Here is an 18,916-nt window from a genome sequence, read left to right on the forward strand (position 1 = left end):
CGACAAGGAATGCTGGGGAGCATGCGGTGCCGCAGGTCGACGGGCAGGAGTGCCCATCGTACTGCCGGATTGGTGGTGCTTTGTCATGTTACCGGAGATTGAAGAGCGTGTGTTTTTGTGGTCTAAGAAGGATGGAAGGGACGACATGTGCGGTTTGATTTTTTGGCGCAGCGGGGCGGATGAGCTTAGTGCGTGAGAAGGCTGCGGACGGGTGCTTGTGACTTATCGCTTTTCTCGCGGGGGTTTTGATCTTCATTTGGGGATGCGCTCTGCAACACGGTTACGAAGTCGTCGGGAGGATATTTTTGCGAGTGCGCCGGGGCTGGAGGCGGCGGAGGCGTTGTTTGATGCGATTGGGGATGTGCTGTTTTGTGTGAAGGACAGGAGCCGGTGCTATGTGGCGGCGAATGAGGCTTTCGTGCGGAGGGCAGGGCTGAGTCATCGGGCGGAGCTGCTGGGGAAGACGGCGCGGGAGGTGTTTCCGGCGATTTTGGCGGCGGGGTATGAGCAGCAGGATGATGAGGTGTTTGCGAAGGGGGCGACGGTGAGTGACCGGCTGGAGATGATCACGCAGGCGGATGGGGGCGTGGGGTGGTTTGTGTCGCAGAAGGTGGCGGTGAAGAATGCGGCGGGAGAGGTGATCGCGCTGGCGGGGACGTCGCGGGATCTTCACAAGGGGGCGGTGGATGGGAAAGAACTGGGGGCGCTGGCGGGGGTGCTGAACACGCTGCACCGGGACTGCGCGAAGCCGCTACGGATTGAGACGCTGGCGAAGAAGTCGGGGCTGTCGTGGAGCCAGTTTCAGCGAAGGGTGAGGGCGATCACGGGGCTGACGCCGAGGCAGCTGCTGACGAAGTCGCGGATCGAGATGGCGGCGCAGGCGCTGAGGTCAACGAATGAGGCGCTGTCGGCGGTGGCGTTTGACTGCGGGTTTTATGATCAGGCGGCGTTCAGCCGGCAGTTTCGGGCGGCGACGGGGCTGACGCCGGGGGAGTATCGGAGGGCGTTTTTGGGGAGGTGATGGGGAGCCGTGCTCTGTGCAGTTCTCTGTTCTCTGTTCTCTGTTCTCTGTTCTCTGTTCTCTGTTCTCGGTTCTCGGTTCTCTGTTCTCTGTTCTCGGTTCTCTGTTCTCTGTTCTCTGTTCTCGGTTCTCGGTTCTCGGTTCTCTGTTCTCGGTTGGCGGAGTGGGGGGTAGGAGGCTCGGGTTTGCCGCAGAGAGGCGGAGTGGCAGAGAGGGCAGAGGCTTTTGGGACAAGGGGATGGCGGGAGATTTGCACCGCAGAGGTTTGGAACGCCGCAGAGGTTTATTTGGTTGGGGTTTGTGGGTTATGAATCGTCAATCGTGCATGGATAAGGGGGCTCGGAGGGCGGAGGATTGACGATTGTCGAGCAATCGATTTTTGATTTTAGAGGGGCCGGAGACCTTCCTGGTAGGGGGTGTTGGTGACGCTTGTAACGTCGGTCTGGCTGCGGGGGTGATTTGATCGAGGACGAGTTCGAGTAGGAGGACGAGGACGAGGACGAGATGGAGGATGGCGAGGTGGGATTGGGGATGGCGAGGGAGGGAGATTGGGGTGGGTATGGGCTTGCGTGGGGGCGGGAGCGGCTGAATGCTGGTGCGGTCTGTGCTGCAAACCGGGTGCGGACGCCGAAAAGAAGGCCTATCCTGAGGCGTTAAGTTTCCATCCCTTTCCTATGAATCTTGCCCTACGTCCCGCCACGCACGAAGCTCTGCAACGGTTTCGCCTGCGCCGTGAGCTGCTGCTGAAAGTTCGCGCCGCGCTGTGCGGAGTGGCGATTGCCTTTGCGGCGTTCACTTTGATCGCGTTTCTGGACCGGGCGTGGTTCATGCCGGACAGGCTGCGGCCGTGGGTGACGCTGCTGGCGTATGGGGGTGCGGGGTATGCGGCGTGGCGGGTGGCGTGGCGCTTCATCGCGCAGGGGAGCGGTAAAGAAGGGGCGGCGAGGCTGATCGAGGCGGCGGAGCCCAAGCTGCGGGAGCGACTGCTGGCTGCGGTGGAACTGGCGGACCCGAACGGGGGTGTGAATGTGAAGGACTCGGTGGAGTTTCGTGGGAAGCTGCAGGACGAGGTGGCGGCGGCGGTGGAAGGGATCGACTGGAATGCGAAGCTGCCGACGCGGGCGCTGATGCCGTGGTTTTACGCTGCGGGCGGGGTGTTTGCTGGGATATTGGTGCTGTGCCTGGTGCCGAACCTGCACCTGGGTGGATTCCTGGCACGCGCGGCGCTGCCGTTTGCCAACCTGGAACGACCTGCGCTGGTGAAGATCAAGATTCTGGAACCGGTGAAGGCGAACGCGCTGGCGCCGATCGGCTCCGAGGTGCCGCTGGTGATCGAGACGACGGGACCGAAAACCGAGCGTGCGACGCTGGAGTTTCAGGTGGAGGGCTCGAAGCCACGGAAGAATGAACTTTCCACGGTGGGTGCGAACCGATTTGAAGGAGTGGTGCCGGTGGGGCAGACGGATGTGATGTACCGGGTGCATGTGGCGGATGCGATCTCGCCGTGGCGAACGCTGCGGGCTCGTGCAAGGCCACGCATCGTGGAGTTTACGAAGACGATCGTGCCGCCGGAGTATTCGGGCGGGGCGGAGAGCAAGGTGACGCAGGACCAGGGCGACCTGGAGGCGCTGGATGGCTCGACGATCAAGCTGACGCTGAAGACGAACCAGCCGGTGTCTCAGAGCGACTTTGTTTTGAATGCGGATCAGCCGGAAAAGAAGAAGCTGACCACGAAGATTTCGGCGGATGGGATGATCGAGACGGAGGTGGAGGTGAAGGCGACGAACAGCTCGTGGCAGATCGCGCTGAAGTCTGAGGAGACCGGATTTACCAATGAAGAGAGCACGCCGTGGCGCATCACGACGATCCCGGACCTGCCGCCGACGGTGCAGATTCATGAGCCGGTGGAGCAGATCGAGCTGCTGCCGGATGAAGGGGTGAGGCTGGTGGGACTGGCGACGGATGACGTGGGGCTGAGCCAGGTGAAGCTGGTGCACGCGATCAATGGCGCGGGATGGAAGGAGCAGGATGTGCCGAGCGAGAAGGCGGCGAAGGAAACGCCGATGCAGACGCTGCTGCCGCTGGCGCCGCTGGGCGTGAAGACGGGCGATGCGCTCTTGATCAAGATGGTGGCCACCGATTTGAAAGGACAGAAGGCGGAGTCCGCGCCGGTGCGGGTGATCATTCTGGAGCAGACGGTGGACCCGCAGCAGCGTGCGTGGGCGGAGAGCCAGCGCCGGCTGGCGATGAAGGCGGAGCGGCTGGAGGAGCAGACGCGGGAACTGCGCAAGGAGGTGGACCAGGTGCGCAAGACGGAAAAGAGCGCGCGCAAGGACCCGAACAAGGCGAAGGACGCCGCGGAGAATGCGCTGGCGAGCGCGCAGGAAAAACTTGAGCAGGTGAAGGCGGAGTCCGAGGATCTGTGGAATGCGCTGAAGGATGCCGCACGTGATGCGCCGAACCAGCTGGATGCGGCGGAGGCACAGCTGGTGGGCAAGAAGCTGGCACAGCTGAGGCGCGAGCCGATCCCTGAACTGGAGAAGCTGAATGCGGATGAGATTCCAAACACGGAGCCGCTGAAGCGTGCGGCCAACGAGGCGGCGGGAGAAGCGGCGCAGATCGCGGATGCGCTGCGTGCGTTTGCGGCGGAGGACAGCGCGAAGATCGCGGCGAAGGAGGCACAGCAGCTGCAGCGGCAGTCGAAGATGCTGACGGACACTTCGCTGCAGGCGAACCGTGACGCGGAGCAGCGGCCGAAATGGCAGGAGCAGCAGCGTGCGCTGATGGCGCAGAGCAAGACGCTGCAGAAGGACCTGCAGAAGCTGGATGAAACGCAGAAGGGCCGGAACCGCGGGCAGCTGCAGGACATTGACAAACGCCTGAACGAGACGGCCGCAGATCTGGCGAGCAGCCTGGACAAGTCGGATCAGATCAAGAGCCCGGAGCACCTGTATGGCGCGTCTGACAATCTGCGCAGCCGGCTGCAGCAGGCGGCGGATGTGAGCCGGACCATCGCGGAGCAGACGGCGAACGAGGCGCAGCAGCGGCGCGAGAGCCTGAACCGGCAGGACAACCCGGCGCTGGCGAAGCTGGAGGAGGCGCGGAATTTTCTGGCCAATGCTGAAAACGCGGCGCGGGATCCGCGGCACAACAAGAAGGATCATGACGACCTGACGCCGGTGGAGAAGGCGCAGAAGCAGCTGACGGAAGCGGCGAAGCAGCTGCAGGACCAGGCTGAGCTGAGGGAGCAGAACCAGGCGACGAACACGCAGGCGGCGCTGGACATGAACCGTGCGAGCCGTGCGGTGGATGAACTGGCGCGGCAGACTGAGGAGGCGGGCAAGATCCCCCTGCCCTCCCCCGAAGAGGCTGACAAAGCGAGGCGCAGCAACGCGCCGCCGTCCGAGGCGACGAAGGCGCTGGCAAATCTGAAGGAGCAGGCCACGCAGCTGGCGCAGGCGACGCGTGCGCTGGAGGCGGATGCGCTGGCGCAGGATGCAGCTCAGGCGCTGGAGGCGGCGCAGGCGGAAGGCATGGAGCCGCAGAACCTGCAGGATGTGGCGCAGACGGCGGCGCAGGCGAAAGCGGCCGCGGATGCGCTGCAGCAGGTGCCGGAGAAGATCAACCGCGCGCGCCTTGCTGAAGCCATGCAGAAAACTGATCCGCAGGCGGCGAACAATCTGCGCGCGGCGGCGCAGCAGGCGAGCGACATGGCGCGCAATGCGGCGGAGCAGAACAAGAACCTGGCACGTGAAGCGGCGCAGCAGCAGGCGGGGCAGCCGCTGAACAGCCAGCCGGCGCAGCAGGCCACGGCGGAGGCGCAGAAGAAGGCGAACGAACTGGCGGCGCAGCTGCAGCCGCAGGTGGAGGCCGCGCGCGCGCAGCTGGCCGGCATGACGCCGGAAGTGAGCGAGATGATGAAACGCGTGGCGGAAGATTTGAAAAAGACGCAGGAGGAAACGCAGGTGGCGGCGGACGATGCCAAGGCGGAGAAGCCGGTGGAGGAAGTGGCGGAGAAGGCGCAGGAGCTGCGCCCGGAAGCCGCGGAGAATGCGGAGAAGATGGCGGCGCTGCAGGCGGCGCTGCGGCAGGAGGCGAATGCGTCCGACCTTTCCAAGAAGAAGGATGAACAGCTGTCCCGTGCTGCGGATGTGGCGCTGGCGCAGATGCAGCAGAAGGCGCCTCAGATTGCACAGAATCTGAAGCAGGCGGCGCAGGCACAGCAGAGCAAGCCGCAGGAGCAGGCACTGCAGGCCGCGGCGAATGCACAGAAGCAGACGGCGCAGGCTCTGGAACAGCTGGCGCAGAACATGAAGAAGGTGGAGGACGGGCAGCAGCTGACGGACGCCGAACAGGCGGCGATGCAGCAGATGGAGCAGGAGCTGGGCGTACAGAAGCCGCTGGATGAAGCCTACGACCGCGCGAAGGAACTTGCCGACATGGCGAAGGACGCTGCGCAGAACCCGCAGGCGGTGCTGGATGCTTTGGAGAAGGAGCTGCCGAAGAATCCTTCCATGCAGAAGGCGCTGGCAGAAACGGCCAAGAGCACCGCGCAGAAGGCGGAGCAGGCGGTGGCGCAGGAAACGAAGCAGGCGGTGCAGAACGGCATGGCGCAGAAGCAGGCGGCGAATGATCTGGCGCGCGTGGCCCGCCATCAGCAGCGGCTTGGAGACAAGGATGCGGCGCAGCAGGTCGCGCAGGCCAGCAATCAGCTCCAGCAGGCAGGGCAGCAGGCTGAGGCGCAGCAGGCCAATCCGGTGCCGAACGCGCAGGCGGCGCAGCAGAGCCAGAGCAATGCCGCGAAAGCGGCGAAAGCGGCGGAAGGCACGAACAGCAAGACGTCTCCGGCCATGCTTGCGTCCCCGCTGGAAAAGATCCAGGGACAGATGCTGGCGCAGGCGCTGGACCAGCTGGATGCACAACTGCACCCGATGCAGGGGGGGCAGCAGCAGCAGTCTGAAAACGGGCAGCAACAGCAGTCGCAGGGCGGGCAGCAGCAAGGGCAAGGCGGCCAGCAGAAGGCGCAGCAAAGCCTGAGCGACGCGCAGCAGGCGCAGCAGCAGAGCATGGCGGATGCACGCAACCAGGGGCAGACACCGGGGCAGAAACCTTCCCAGCAGCAGGCGGACAACAAGAAGCCGCAGGGGCAGAACACGCAGTCTCCCACGGCTGAAGGGGGCAACCAGGCCATGGTGCTGCAGGACGGCGTGCTGGGGCAGGCAACGGTGCTGGTGAACGGGGACTGGGGCCACCTGCCGCAGAAGATGGCGGATGATCTGACGGAGGCGACGCGGAGCGAAGCGGCGCCGGAGTATCGCGCGGCGATCGAGAGCTACTACAAGGCGATCGCGGCGAAGGCGAAGCGTTGATTCTGAAGTTGGAAGTTACAGGTTTAAAGTTTCAAGTCATGCACTTGGGGCTGCTGGCTGGTGCTTTGGTGAAGCTATGAGATGGACTTTTTTAAGCACTCGGTTTGATGAGGATGGTGCGGCGTGTGAGGCGAAGTGATCAGCTTCCCTGTGAAAATAGGGTTGCTGATGGATGTCATGCTGTGCCTTAATTCGGCATGAGAACGTTTCTGATTGGGACCGCGCTTTTTTTAGCCGGTGGTTTTACCATGGGGCAAAATGCGGGCGCGTTGAAATCGAGCTATGAAATCGTGAGTGGTGGGACGGTGAGGCAGATGACGCTGGTGGCGGATGAGATAGCGGTGAGGGAGGCGGATGGAAAGCGGACGGTTTCCAAGGCGGGTGCTGCGGATCTGGCTGCGGCTGCGAAGGCGACGCGTGTGCGATCTGGAGGCGTGGCGAAGGTGGAGCTGATGCTGACGCACACGACAGGTGGTGCGAGAGCGAAGACGACGCGGCATTTTGTGACGCAGGAGGTGCTGGTGAAACTGAAGGCTGGAACGACGGCCAAAGAAGTGGCGCAGAGGGCGGGCGTACGCGTGAGCAGCGAGCCGGGGCATGCGCCGGGCTATGCGGTCATGGATGCGCTGACGTCTGAAGGAGCGCTGGTGGCAATGGAGGCGCTGAGAGCGCAGCCAGAGGTGGAGAGCGCGAATGTGGTGCTGGCGACGCAGAAGGAGGCAAAGTTCACGCCGAATGACCCGCTGTTTTCCGAGCAATGGCATTTGAGGAACAGCAGTCAGCTGGGAGGCGCCTTGTGGACGGACACAAACATCACGAGCGTGTGGGACGCATACAAGGGCACGGGGATCACCATCGGCATCATCGATGGCGGGCTGGAGTACACGCATCCGGACCTCGCGCCGAATTACAACACGGACCTCGATTTTGACTACAATGGGAATGACGCGGATCCCGCGCCTGCCGATGTGACCACGGAGAAGCATGCCACGGCGTGCGCGGGTGTGGCCGCGGCCCGAGGGAACAACGGGCTCGGCGGCACAGGAGCGGCGCCCGAGGCGACGCTGACGGGCTTTCGACTGATCGCGGCGGCGAACACGGACCAGGACGAAGCCAATGCGTTTCTGACGCACAATGATGTGATCCAGGTGAAGAGCAATTCCTGGGGCTGGCCTGATGGCGATGGCTATGGCGGGCCGGATGTGCTGGCGACGGCGGCTTTGCAAACGGGAGCGAGCAGCGGACGCGGGGGCAAAGGGACGATCTATGTCTTCGCGGGAGGAAACGGCCTCATTTATGGAGACAACTCGAACTACGACGGCTACGCGAGCTCGCCGTATGTGATCGCGGTGGGAGCGGTGAATGATTTTGGATTTCAGAGCTACTACTCGGAGCCGGGAGCGAACCTCATGGTCTCCGCGCCTTCGAACGGAGGAATGCACAATGCGGGGATCCGCACCACTGACATCACGGGAGAAGGCGGCTACAACACCACGGCGGCGGGCACGAATGATCTGGCGGACCGCAACTACACGAAGACGTTTGGCGGCACTTCCAGCGCGTGTCCGCTGGTGTCCGGCATCGTGTCGCTGATGCTGCAGGCGAATCCGAACCTGGGATGGCGAGATGTGCAGGAGATCCTGATCCGCACGGCGCGGAAAAATCACCGGACGGACACCGACTGGGTGACGAATCAAGCGGGGCTCTCCTTCAACCACAAATACGGCGCGGGGATCATTGATGCGGCGGCTGCGGTAGCGCTGGCGCAGCAGTGGACCAACCTGCCGGCGATGACGACGCAGCAGATGGCGGTGACGGGACTGAATGTGGCGCTTACGGACAACTCGACCACGGGAGGCTCGACGCAAAGCTTCAACTTCACGGCGGCCAATTTCCGCGTGGAGCATGTGACCGTGGCCGTGGGGGCGACGCATACGTGCCGTGGAGATCTGGAGATCACGCTCACCTCCCCTTCCGGGATGGTGAGCAAACTCGCGCAAGTGAATGACGACACGACGGCGAATCTGGCGTGGACGTTTGGAACCGTGCGGCACTGGGGCGAAACGGGTGCGGGAACCTGGACGGTGACTGTCAATGACAGGGTGGCCACGCAAACGGGCGCACTTAACAGCGTGACGGTGACACTGCTCGGAGCGACGAATGCGAATGCGCGCATTGTGGGAACAGGGGCCACATTGACCGCAGAGGGGAACACGCCTGCCAACTCGGCGGCGGATCCGGGCGAGGCGGTGACGTTTAACGTGGGGCTGAAAAACATCGGTGCGGCGGCGACGAGCAATCTTACGGCGACGCTGATGGCAACAGGTGGTGTGAGCAATCCTTCAGCGGCGCAGAATTATGGCGCGCTGAGCTCTGGTGGTGCTGCGGTGACGCGATCCTTTTCCTTCACTCCTTCAGGAGGGTGCGGCATGTCGGTGCCGCTGCTGCTGAAGCTGCAGGATGGAGCCACCAACCTGGGCTACGTGAGTGTGAACGTGCCGCTGGGCACGAGTGCGACGGCGAACTTCGCCGCGTCTGGAACGATCATCATCCGAGACACAAACCCGGCGCTCCCGTCCCCTTCCCCAGTCACTGTGTCCGGCCTTGTGGGGCGGGTGCAGACGGTGACAGCGGCGTTCACCAGCTTCACGCACTCGTATGTGAACGATGTGGGAGCACTGCTGCACGGACCGGATGCGCTGGAGATGCGGCTTTTCAACGGCGGCATCCGCAACCGAGCGACGGCGCTGGACCTGACCTTCAGTGACAATGCGGACGTGCCCTTTCCCTATCTGGGCACGAGCATGACGGCCGGCGCGTACAAGCCTTATTACCTCTACAGCACCACTTCGCGGCCATTCACCGGAGACGTCGCGACGGAGATGGGCTACACGCTGGGAGAGTTCAGCGGCCTGCAGGGCAATGGCACATGGAACCTGTATGTACAGGATTATTCCGCAGGAGACACCGGAACGCTCGGCGGGTGGAGCCTGAACTTCACCACGGTCACGTGCACGGACAATGTGATGCTGACGCAATCGGCCAGCAGCGGAGCGGAGGGGGCGGGGAGCATCCTCGTGAGCGTGACGCGCACCGGTGGGAAAGAGGGCAGCGCGACGGTGAACTATGCCACGAGCAATGGAACCGCGACGGCGGGCAGCGACTACACGGCGACGAGCGGCACGCTGAGCTTTGCCGTGGGCGAACTGGTGAAAACTTTTGCCATTCCGATCACCAACGACACAGCGCTGGAGTCGAACGAGACAATCCAGGTGACGCTCTCCTCGGCGGGTGGAAACACGACGCTGGGGACGCTGGCCAGCGGGAGCGTGACGATTGTGGATGATGATGCACCGACTCCGGTGGCGATTTCTCCGGCGACGCAGACCGTGACGGAGGCGGCGACGCAGGTGACCTTCACGGTGAGCCGGAGCACAGCGGGGAATGCGGGAACGGTGAACTATGCCACGGCCTATGGCAACGCCACCGCGGCGGATTTTACGGCGACATCGGGCACGCTGAGCTTTGCGGCCGGCGACTTGAGCAAGACCTTTACCGTAACCTTGCTGGATGATGCCGTCATCGAAGCAGCGGAGTCGTTTACGGTGACGATCAGCGGACCGACGGGTGGTCTGACTTTGGGAACACCAGTGGTGTCCACGATCACGATTGTGGATGGTGACGCCGACGCGGACGGCATGACGGATGATTACGAACAGAGCGTGGGACTGAATGCAGCTGTGAATGATGCGACGCTGGATCTGGACGGGGACGGCATCAGCAACTACAAAGAGTTCATCCTCGGCACGGCGCCGAACTCTGGCAGCAGCCAGTATCCTGTGACCGCCGCGAGTGCAGGTGGCAACATCAGCATCACGTTTCCAACGCTGACAGGACGCACTTATAAAGTGGAGCGGAGTGACAATGCATCGACGCCGTGGACGACGGTGCAGCAAGGGATCGCGGGAACGGGATCAAACCAAACTGCAACGGACACGGGAGGTGCCGCGCAGCCTCGGAGGTTTTATCGGGTGACGGTGACGCTGCCGTGAGGGAGGATTTACCAACTCTCGAAAAGCCAAGACCTACCACGGCCTTGGCAAGCCTATAGAATCTACCGTCAGTGGGCGCATGTGGGAGGTGGGTGAGAAGCGCTGTGCCAAAGACGCTCACCTAGAGCCCGCCACATCTTCTGCGTGCCTTCCGCATGCGGCTTTGGCCTGGAGTTTATCGTGCGAGAGTCCGGTGATTCTCGCTGGCCCAGCCTCCCTTCACCTCCGGCTCATTTTCTCGGCTCCGTTGAGAATCCAATGTCAGATTTCGTCTGGCTGGCTAAACTTCATGTCATCTCTTGCGCGATATTCAGGCTGCATGATTCAAAGCTCCGGATTCCGGCTTTGCCAGTTATTCCAGTCTCCCCTAGAGCATATTAAAAAATACTATAGCCACAAGAGGCAAACCAACCCATGGCGTTTTTGGCCGTGATTTTTGAGAACGCCATGGTGATGGCTTCATCAAGCTGCGCGGGCGTGCGTGCCTCCGCGCTGCGCAACAGCCCCTTGATCTTGCTCCACATCTTCTCAATCGGGTTGAGATCCGGTGAGTAGGCCGGCAGGAACCGCACTTCAGCGCCAACCGCCCTCACCAGCTCCAAAACTACGGGACTTTTGTGCACCGCGAGGTTGTCCATCACAACGATGTCGCCCTGCCGCAACGTTGGGCAGAGCACCTGGCCGATGTAAGCCACGAAGGCGGCGGTGTCGGCCGCTCCAGAGAGGTGCATGCAAGCCGTGGTGCCATCGAGACGGATGGAGGAGATCATGGTGGTGCTCTGCCACCGGCCACACGGCGCTGCTGCATGCAGCCGATGACCGCGCGGAGCTCTGCCACGCAGGCGGGTCATGTTGGTCTTGGCACCGCTCTCGTCGAGAAAGACCAGCCGCCAAGGCTCTAGCCCGCCTTGCTTGCGCTTCCAGAGGCGGCGCGCTTTGCGGACGTCTTCGCGTTCTTGCTCGGCAGCGCGGAGCGTCTTTTTTTATATGTCAGCCCCATGTCCACGAGCACGTAGTGGATCGCGGGCAGGGTGCACTCCAGCCCCAATGCATCACGCAGTTCGGCCAGTGTCATGTCGGGCTTGCCCTTGAGATGCTGCCGAATGGCCATGCGGTGTGCGGCTACAATGAGCTTTTTGCGCCCGGCAAGGTGATGCCGTGGCTTGATGCATCCGGTGTGGCGCCGCTGCTGCAGGAGCTTTTTGACCATGCCAAGGGAGACCTGAAAGCGGTGCGCAATCTCATCGCGGCTGCCTTCGCCTTTGTCATAAGAACTCAGGATGCGTTCACGCAAATCAAGGGAGAGTGTGGCCATGTGCCTTCATAGCATGTCATCGCCACAATGGCTATATAATTATTTAAAATGCTCTAGGCAGGAAAATCAGGGTAGAAAAATCTTTTGGAGCGCTGAGAGTGAGGCCAATGAGCGTGGGAAACGCCTGGACCTGGCATGAATGCTGAACTTGAGACACGAAGAGGCCGGATCTTTTTTTGGATCGGGATGGGGGTGTTTCCGGTGTTCTGGCTGTGGTGGATGAATGCGCGGCAGTTTAAGAACGTGCAGATTCAGGGGGCGCGCCTTTGGACGGGGCTTTACGTGGCGGCGGTGGTGGCGGCGTGGTGGATTTCCCCGGTGTTTCGAATGAGGGTGAACCAACTGCCGTGGAATTATTCGTTGATCGCCTTTGAGGTCGGCGTGTGGCTTTGGATCTGGCTGCTTTTCCGGCTGGTGAAACTGCCTGCAAACGTTCTGGGATTTGTCATCTGGGTGGACATGATGGGCATGTTATTCGGCAGTGTCAGACCGGTCTTGATGGCTCCGCCGCAGCATCCTGCGGCATTGCTGTTTCTTTTGGTTCCCGCCGGGGTGCATCTTCTGGTGGAGCCGGTGCGGCGATATCAGGAACGGCTTAAAAGCCATCTGCCATGGTATTCGATGAGCCGGGACCTTCACACGCAGGAGCATGAGCGTGTGGGCCTGGAGGAGGCTTTGCAGATAGCTGAAGGATATTGGTCTCGCGCCGGGGAGAGCCATGAGAAGACGGACGAGGAAGAGATGGCGGCGATGACGTTTGGATTTGGGTGGAAGGGACAGTTTTTGGAGTTTTGCATCAGGGCTCCTGACCGGATCTCATGCACGGAGGATCTTGTGCGCGACCATGTGCCGTGGTTTCTGAGGCCGTGGCTGGGCAAGCGCATGAAGGAGGAAGATCTGACCAGCCGGGACATGATGATACGGCGAATCGAAGATTTTTTCCATCGTTCTGCCGGAGGAAGCCGCCGGAAGCAATGAGAGGGTCCGGCGACGGAAGGGCGAGACGTGTCCTGGCTTTTAATACCAGGAGCCATTGAAAACGGGCCTGTTTTTCGCACGAAGACAGGTCTTGAGCAGAGGCGGCGGCGAGGAGTGTTGTCTGAAGAGTGAGACTACGTGAGAACATGCGGAGCCTGTACCTGCGGCGGAGTGGCGTGAGGACGCTGCTGGTGAAGGCGGTGTGCGAAGAAAGCGCCCATTCTTCGCTGAAGCAGCGAAGGGTAAACAGGGTTTGCTTCCCGGATGGTGCTTGCAAACCCAGGGAAGCACTCGCCATCGATCGGCATCCCTGGGCTCAATGACGGAAGGCCATTGGCCTTCAATGGGGGATCGTCATTCTACTAGGCGAGTCTCAATCAATGTTGATGGGGTTACACATCCTTTTGAAGGGAAGTGAGAAATGGAGCCAGTCTGTGCGGCTGCATCTTCCCGAAACATATCGTCTTGATAAAGAGAGAGATATCGAGCCTAGTGTGAGGTGCGGAAACAACATCAAATACAGGCGGGATTCGCTGCGGCCCTGCTCTCCTTGCTGCTGACTGGCATCTCGGCGTGGTGGAGCGTGCAACACAATGTGCAGCTGAACGGAATGGTGGACCAGACCCGGGAGGTGATCGACAGCCTTGACGGGCTGCTGGTGGAGGCGCTGAACACAGAAACGGGGAACCGCGGGTATGCGATCTCGGGTGATGAGAGCTTTCTGCGGCCGTACGAGGAAGGGAAAGAGGCGATCACGAGGGCGCTTGCCAATTTGAAGCGCCTGACGCGGGACAGTGCGGAACAGCAGAAGCGTCTGGCAACCCTGGAACCAGTGATCCAACACAAGCTCACCGTGGCAGGACACGCGGTCGAACTGCGCCGCAGCGGAGATGCCAGCGGGGCGCTGAGATACATTGGCGAGGGTCATGGCAAAAGAGCGATGGACGAAATCCGAGGAGTGATCGGGACGATGAAGGCCGCGGAGGGCCGGCTGCTGAAGGAACGCACGGCGAAGGCGGAGGAGCTTTCCCGCGTAACGATGAAGCTGGTGGTGTTTGGCAGCCTGCTTTCCCTGGCGCTGACGGCTGTGGGAGGCCTGATGGTGCGGAGGGATTTCAAAAAGCGGAAAGAGGCGGAAATTGAACGGGATCTCTTCTTCACGCTGCCGCTGGACATGCTGTGTGTCTCCAGTGCGGACGGCTACTTCAAACACCTGAACCCGGCATTCAGCCAGACACTGGGATGGAGCACGGAGGAACTGCTGCGGACGCCGTACATCGACCTCGTGCATCCGGAGGACCGTGAGGCGACGCTGAGGGAGGTGGAGCGGCAGGTGGTGGCAGGAGAAAAAGTGCTGCACTTTGAGAACCGCTATCAGCACAAAGATGGCACGTGGCGCATCCTTTCCTGGAGGTCCATGCCGCACACCGGGGGGCTGATGTTTGCCACGGCACGGGACGTGACGGAGCAGAAGAATGCGGCCGACCTCCTGCGTGCCCGCGAGGAGAAGCTGGCGGTGACGCTGAACTCCATCGGCGATGCGGTGCTGGCGACGGATGCACAGCGGCGCATCACGCGGCTGAACCTGATCGCCGAAAGGCTGACGGGCTGGACTCTGGCTGAGGCGAAAGGACGGCCTGTAGAGGAGGTGTTTCGCATCATCAACGAAGTCACGCGTGAGCCGGCGGTGATACCGGTGGATGATGTGCTGGCCACCGGGGAGATCCACGGACTGGCGAACCATACGGTGATCATCGCCCGGGACGGCACGGAGCGGCCGATTGCTGACAGCGCGGCACCGATTCGAGACCTTGCGGGCAAGATCATCGGAGTGGTGCTGGTGTTCCGGGATGTGACGGCGGAGCATGAGTCGCAACGGGCGCTGCGGGCCAGCGAAGCGCTGAACCGGGCGGTGCTGAACTCGATGATGGCCAACATCGCGGTGGTGGACCGTGAGGGGACGATCATCGCGATCAATGACGGGTGGGAAAGCTTTGCGCGGGCCAACGGAGGCGAGGCGCTGATGCACACGATGGGCGTGGGAGCGAACTACCTGGAAGTCTGCAAGCAGGCAGGGCGGGAGCTGGGAGGAGAGGCGGATGAGATCGTGGAAGGCATCCAGAGCGTGCTGAACCACTCGCAACCCACCTTTAAACACGAGTACCCCTGCCACTCACCGGATGAGTACCGGTGGTTCACGATGCAGGTGTCCGCATTGACCCGTGAAGAAGGCGGAGCGGTGATCGCGCAGATCAACATCACGGCGCGCAAGCGTGCGGAGCAGGTGCTGGCGGATTTCAAGGCGGCGCTGGACGAGCATGCGATCGTGGCGGTGACGGACGCGAGCGGGATCATCACGTATGTGAACGACAAGTTTTGCGCGATTTCGAAATACACACGCGAGGAGCTGCTAGGGCAGGATCACGGCATCATCAATTCGAACCACCATCCGAAGGAATTCATCAGCACCCTGTGGCAGACGATCAAGAGCGGGCAGGTGTGGAAGGGGGAGATCAAAAACCGCGCCAAGGACGGTTCGATCTACTGGGTGGACACGACGATCGTGCCCTTCCTGGGCGCCGATGGAAAACCGGCGCAGTACATCGCCATCCGGGCGGACATCACGAACCGCAAGCAGGCGGAGGAGGAGATCCGGCGGTTTAACAGCGAGCTGGAGAAGCTGGTGGTCCAACGCACGAGCGCGCTGCAGGAACGCGAGGCGCAGTTGCAAGAAGCACAAAGGATCGGGCAGATGGGAAGCTGGCACCTGGAAGTGGCGGAGAACCGGCTGAACTGGTCCGATGAGATTTTCCGCATCTTTGAAAAGGACCCGCTCAAGACGCGGCCATCCATCGAGGTATTCCGGGCGACGGTGCACCCGGATGACTTGGAGCGGGTCACGCAGGCGTATACGGAGGCGGTGAGAAACCGCAGCACGTATGAGATCGAGCACAGGCTGCTGCTGCCGGACGGACGCATCAAGCATGTGCGGGAACGGGCGGAGACGGTGTATGATGAGGAGGGGCGGCCGCTGCACTCTCTGGGCACGGTGCAGGATGTAAGTGAACGATGGATGGCGGAGGAGAGGGACGCCGCGCGACTGCGCAAGCTGAAGAAGCTCTCTGAACTGAGCATGAAGCTCTCGGGCGAGCCGGGAGCGGTGTTTGAAGAAGTGGTGAGCATGGTGGCGGAACTTTTTGGAGTGCCGACGGTGTGCCTGGCGGAAAAGGTGGGGCCGCAGCTGCATTTCAGGGCGGTGATCACGGACGGCAAGATCCTGCGTGACGCAGGGTACTGCGCGCTGGCCAACACGCCCTGCGCGGCGGTGGCAGCCACGAAAGACCTGCAGATCTTTGAGCGAGTGCAGGGAAAGTTCCCCGAGTGCGAACTGCTGAGGCTTTATGATGCAGAAGTTTATTGCGGTGTCCCTTCTCTAGATGTGAACGGGGAAGTGGCGGCGATCACCTGCCTGCTGTCCCACGGGCCCCAAGTGTACAGCGTGGAGGACCAGGAGATTCTGCGGATCATTGCGCAGCGTATCATTTTGGAACTGGAGCGCAGCCGCATTCTGACGGAGCGGAAAAACATGGAGCGTCTGGCGCTGCGCTCGCAGCGGATGGAGGCGATCGGCACGCTCTCCGGGGGTGTGGCGCACGATTTGAACAACGCGCTGGCACCGATCCTGATGGGAGTGGAGCTGCTGCGGACACGCTGCCCGCAGGAGGCAAAAATTCTGGACCTGTTTGAGACCAGCGCGAAGCGCGGAGCTGACATGGTGAGGCAGCTGCTGACCTTTGCCAAAGGAGCGGACGGCCAGCACAGCGTGCTGCAGGTGGAGCGCCTGCTGCGGGAGATGGAGAAGCTGATGCTCAGCAGCTTCCCGAAGAACATCCAGATCAGCGTGAGCTGCGCGGCGGAGCTGCCGGCGGTGCTGGGAGATGCGACACAGCTGCACCAGGTGCTGCTGAACCTGTGCGTGAACGCGCGGGATGCGATGCCCACGGGCGGCACGCTGACCCTGGACGCGAGCACGACGGAAGTGGACGAGGCCTTTGCGAGCGCCGTGACGGAGGCGAAGCCGGGCAGCTATGTGGCGCTGCGGGTGCAGGACACGGGCATGGGCATTCCGCAGGAGATCCAGGACCGGATCTTTGACCCGTTTTTCACGACGAAGAGCCCGGACAAAGGCACGGGCCTGGGGCTGGCGACTGTGATCGGCATCGTGAAAAGCCATGACGGATTTTTGCAGGTGACATCGAGGCCGGGCGAGGGCTCGACCTTCACCGTATGCCTGCCCGCACGTGTGGTAGAAGGTGGTATGCCGGTGACGCCCACGAAGGATGCGGCTGCGGCGCGGCCGGGCAACGGGGAGACGATCCTGCTGGTGGATGATGAAGCCGCCGTGCGCGAGATGGCGTGTGTGGTGCTGCAACGGCTGAACTTCAAGCCGGTGACGGCGGCGGATGGAGCGGAGGGGCTGCAGCTGGCGATGAGGCATCAGGCGGATCTGCGCGTGGTGATCACCGACCTGCACATGCCGCACATGGACGGGCTCGCGTTTGTGCGCGTGCTGAGGCTGCTGATGCCGAAGCTGCCGGTGGTGGTGGCCAGCGGGCGAATGGAGGACCCGCAGGCGGCGGAAATGGAGGCGCTGGGAGTGACGCGGCGGCTGGACAAGCCTTTTACGGAAGGACAGCTGGCCCATGTGCTGGAGGAGCTGCTGGCAGGGAGCCAAGGCGTGGATGGATGAGGGTGGAAGCCATGCCGTGCGTGGTCTGATGGAGGGGACGTTTTGGTGTGCCGCCTTTACGTTCCCGGCGCTCTTCGCTGTGCTCGTGCTTGCGATCAAAACTTTTGTCACATCGCCCGGACGGCGAGGCGGCCCCATTTGGCTGCGCTGGTCGCATGCCTGTTATTTTCGAGTGATGGGGGACCGTGTGCTGGAGAGGCTGTCGAGTGGCCCCTCACCCCAGCCCTCTCCCCGAAGGTATTTTTGGGTTGGTTCTCGCTATTTTATGGGCGGGGAGAGGGAGAGCCGCGTTGAGGGACCTGGATTTGCAGGACACGAACTCATGGAAAATGCACCAGCCTTAAGCTCGCGGACGGGCGGGCTGGAGCCACACGCCAACCATCCTGCTTCTACTTTGGAAATTTCGAATTTCTGGGATGCTAGAGCCAGCTTTTCCAGAGTGTTTGACCACGGATTACACGGATACCTGAGGCTGAGGGTCACATTTTTCGCGGTGGTTTTCGCGCACGCCCTGAGAAGTTATCAAAGTAGAATCGCGGTCCAGCATGCGCCTGCGGCCTGAAGTTTGTATTCGAGAACAACGCCGACAGCTTCGGTGTCTGGCGAGGTGCACGTGTGCAGCGCAGCGCTTTGTTTGAAAAGCCTTGGGGAGCGAAGCAGGATCAGGGCACGACTTCCACGGGGGTGCCGACGCGGACTTCGCGGTAGAATTTTTCGGCCATGCCGGCGGGGAGGCGGATGCAGCCGTGGGAGGCGGCGTAGCCGGGGAGGTAGCCCTGATGCATGCCGACGCCGCCGTAGATGCGCATGAAGTAATACATCTTGGCGCCTTCAAACCGTGTGCCTGGGGGCCTGCGGTCGATGCGGTTGTTGATGTTCTGCATGATGACGTTGCCGTTGAAGTCCTCGTAGTCGCCGTAGATGGAGGATTTGTGATCGATGTCCTTGTCGAGGACGTGGTATTTGCCGGGGCGGGTGTCGTAGCCTTCGGCACCGGAGGAAATGGGCGAACCGCCGGCGAGCTGGCCGCCTTTGAAGAGATAAACCATCTGCTCGCTGAGATTGATGACGACGCTGGGACGTCCGGCCATGTCATCGGCATACCAGAAAGAAGCATCATTGCCGCCGAAGACACCGGTGACGCCCTTCCAGACGAAACGAGAGGCGCGGGGGATCTCCTGCGTGACGAAGCGGCGGCTGAAATGGAAGGCGTTGTTGCCCGTGGTCTTGACGGTGTTGCAGCTGACGAGGCTGAGCGCGAGGGGGAGGAGCAGGAACAGGCGGCGGAACGTCATGCGCTGCATGTAGGGTTTAAAGTTTCAGGTTTAAAGTTCAAAGTTGTGCCAGAACGCGCCCGCGGTGTGGATTGGGAACGTGGGACCTGCGTCCCGGCCCGATGTTCAAAACAGCGGGCGGGAATCGTCACGACGC

The 18,916-nt window shown here is 61.9% G+C and carries 7 protein-coding genes and 1 pseudogene; 5 read left to right on the plus strand and 3 right to left on the minus strand.

The annotated features are described in order from the left end of the window. Window positions 1-262 precede the first annotated feature (262 nt). The 3 genes from ACILSO_RS08120 (at window position 263) to ACILSO_RS08130 (ending at window position 10,442) form a co-directional block, all read left to right on the plus strand. Entirely contained in the window at window positions 263-1,021 is a 759-nt protein-coding gene (locus tag ACILSO_RS08120) for an AraC family transcriptional regulator (protein WP_395736884.1), read from the plus strand. A gap of 674 nt (window positions 1,022-1,695) precedes the next feature. Continuing rightward, window positions 1,696-6,390 carry a hypothetical protein gene (locus tag ACILSO_RS08125; protein ID WP_395736885.1) on the plus strand — a complete coding sequence of 1,565 codons (4,695 nt, stop codon included), beginning with the start codon at window positions 1,696-1,698 and terminating at the stop codon, window positions 6,388-6,390. A gap of 197 nt (window positions 6,391-6,587) precedes the next feature. Continuing rightward, window positions 6,588-10,442, plus strand: a complete 3,855-nt coding sequence (locus ACILSO_RS08130; protein WP_395736886.1) for a S8 family serine peptidase — start codon at window positions 6,588-6,590, stop codon at window positions 10,440-10,442. A gap of 377 nt (window positions 10,443-10,819) precedes the next feature. Here the strand turns inward: ACILSO_RS08130 and ACILSO_RS08135 are convergent. After that, window positions 10,820-11,353 (minus strand): annotated as a pseudogene (locus ACILSO_RS08135) (IS630 family transposase); the annotation flags it as partial. Beyond that, complete coding sequence (locus ACILSO_RS08140; RefSeq protein ID WP_395736237.1) at window positions 11,341-11,757, minus strand: hypothetical protein; 417 nt, start codon at window positions 11,755-11,757, stop codon at window positions 11,341-11,343. The gene ACILSO_RS08140 and the pseudogene ACILSO_RS08135, both read right to left, overlap by 13 nt. Window positions 11,758-11,892: 135 nt before the next feature. On the opposite strand from ACILSO_RS08140, the gene ACILSO_RS08145 reads away from it, so the two are divergent. Further along, on the plus strand, window positions 11,893-12,735 hold the full coding sequence (locus ACILSO_RS08145; protein ID WP_395736887.1) for a hypothetical protein: 843 nt from the start codon (window positions 11,893-11,895) through the stop codon (window positions 12,733-12,735). A 610-nt stretch (window positions 12,736-13,345) separates the two neighbouring features. After that, window positions 13,346-17,485, plus strand: coding sequence for a PAS domain S-box protein (locus ACILSO_RS08150; protein WP_395736888.1), 4,140 nt, complete (start codon window positions 13,346-13,348; stop codon window positions 17,483-17,485). Between the two features lie 662 nt (window positions 17,486-18,147). Here the strand turns inward: ACILSO_RS08150 and ACILSO_RS08155 are convergent. Next, entirely contained in the window at window positions 18,148-18,780 is a 633-nt protein-coding gene (locus ACILSO_RS08155) for a L,D-transpeptidase family protein (protein ID WP_395736889.1), read from the minus strand. Window positions 18,781-18,916 lie beyond the last annotated feature (136 nt).

The organism is Prosthecobacter sp. (assembly GCF_044226605.1).
GTDB lineage: Bacteria > Verrucomicrobiota > Verrucomicrobiia > Verrucomicrobiales > Verrucomicrobiaceae > Prosthecobacter.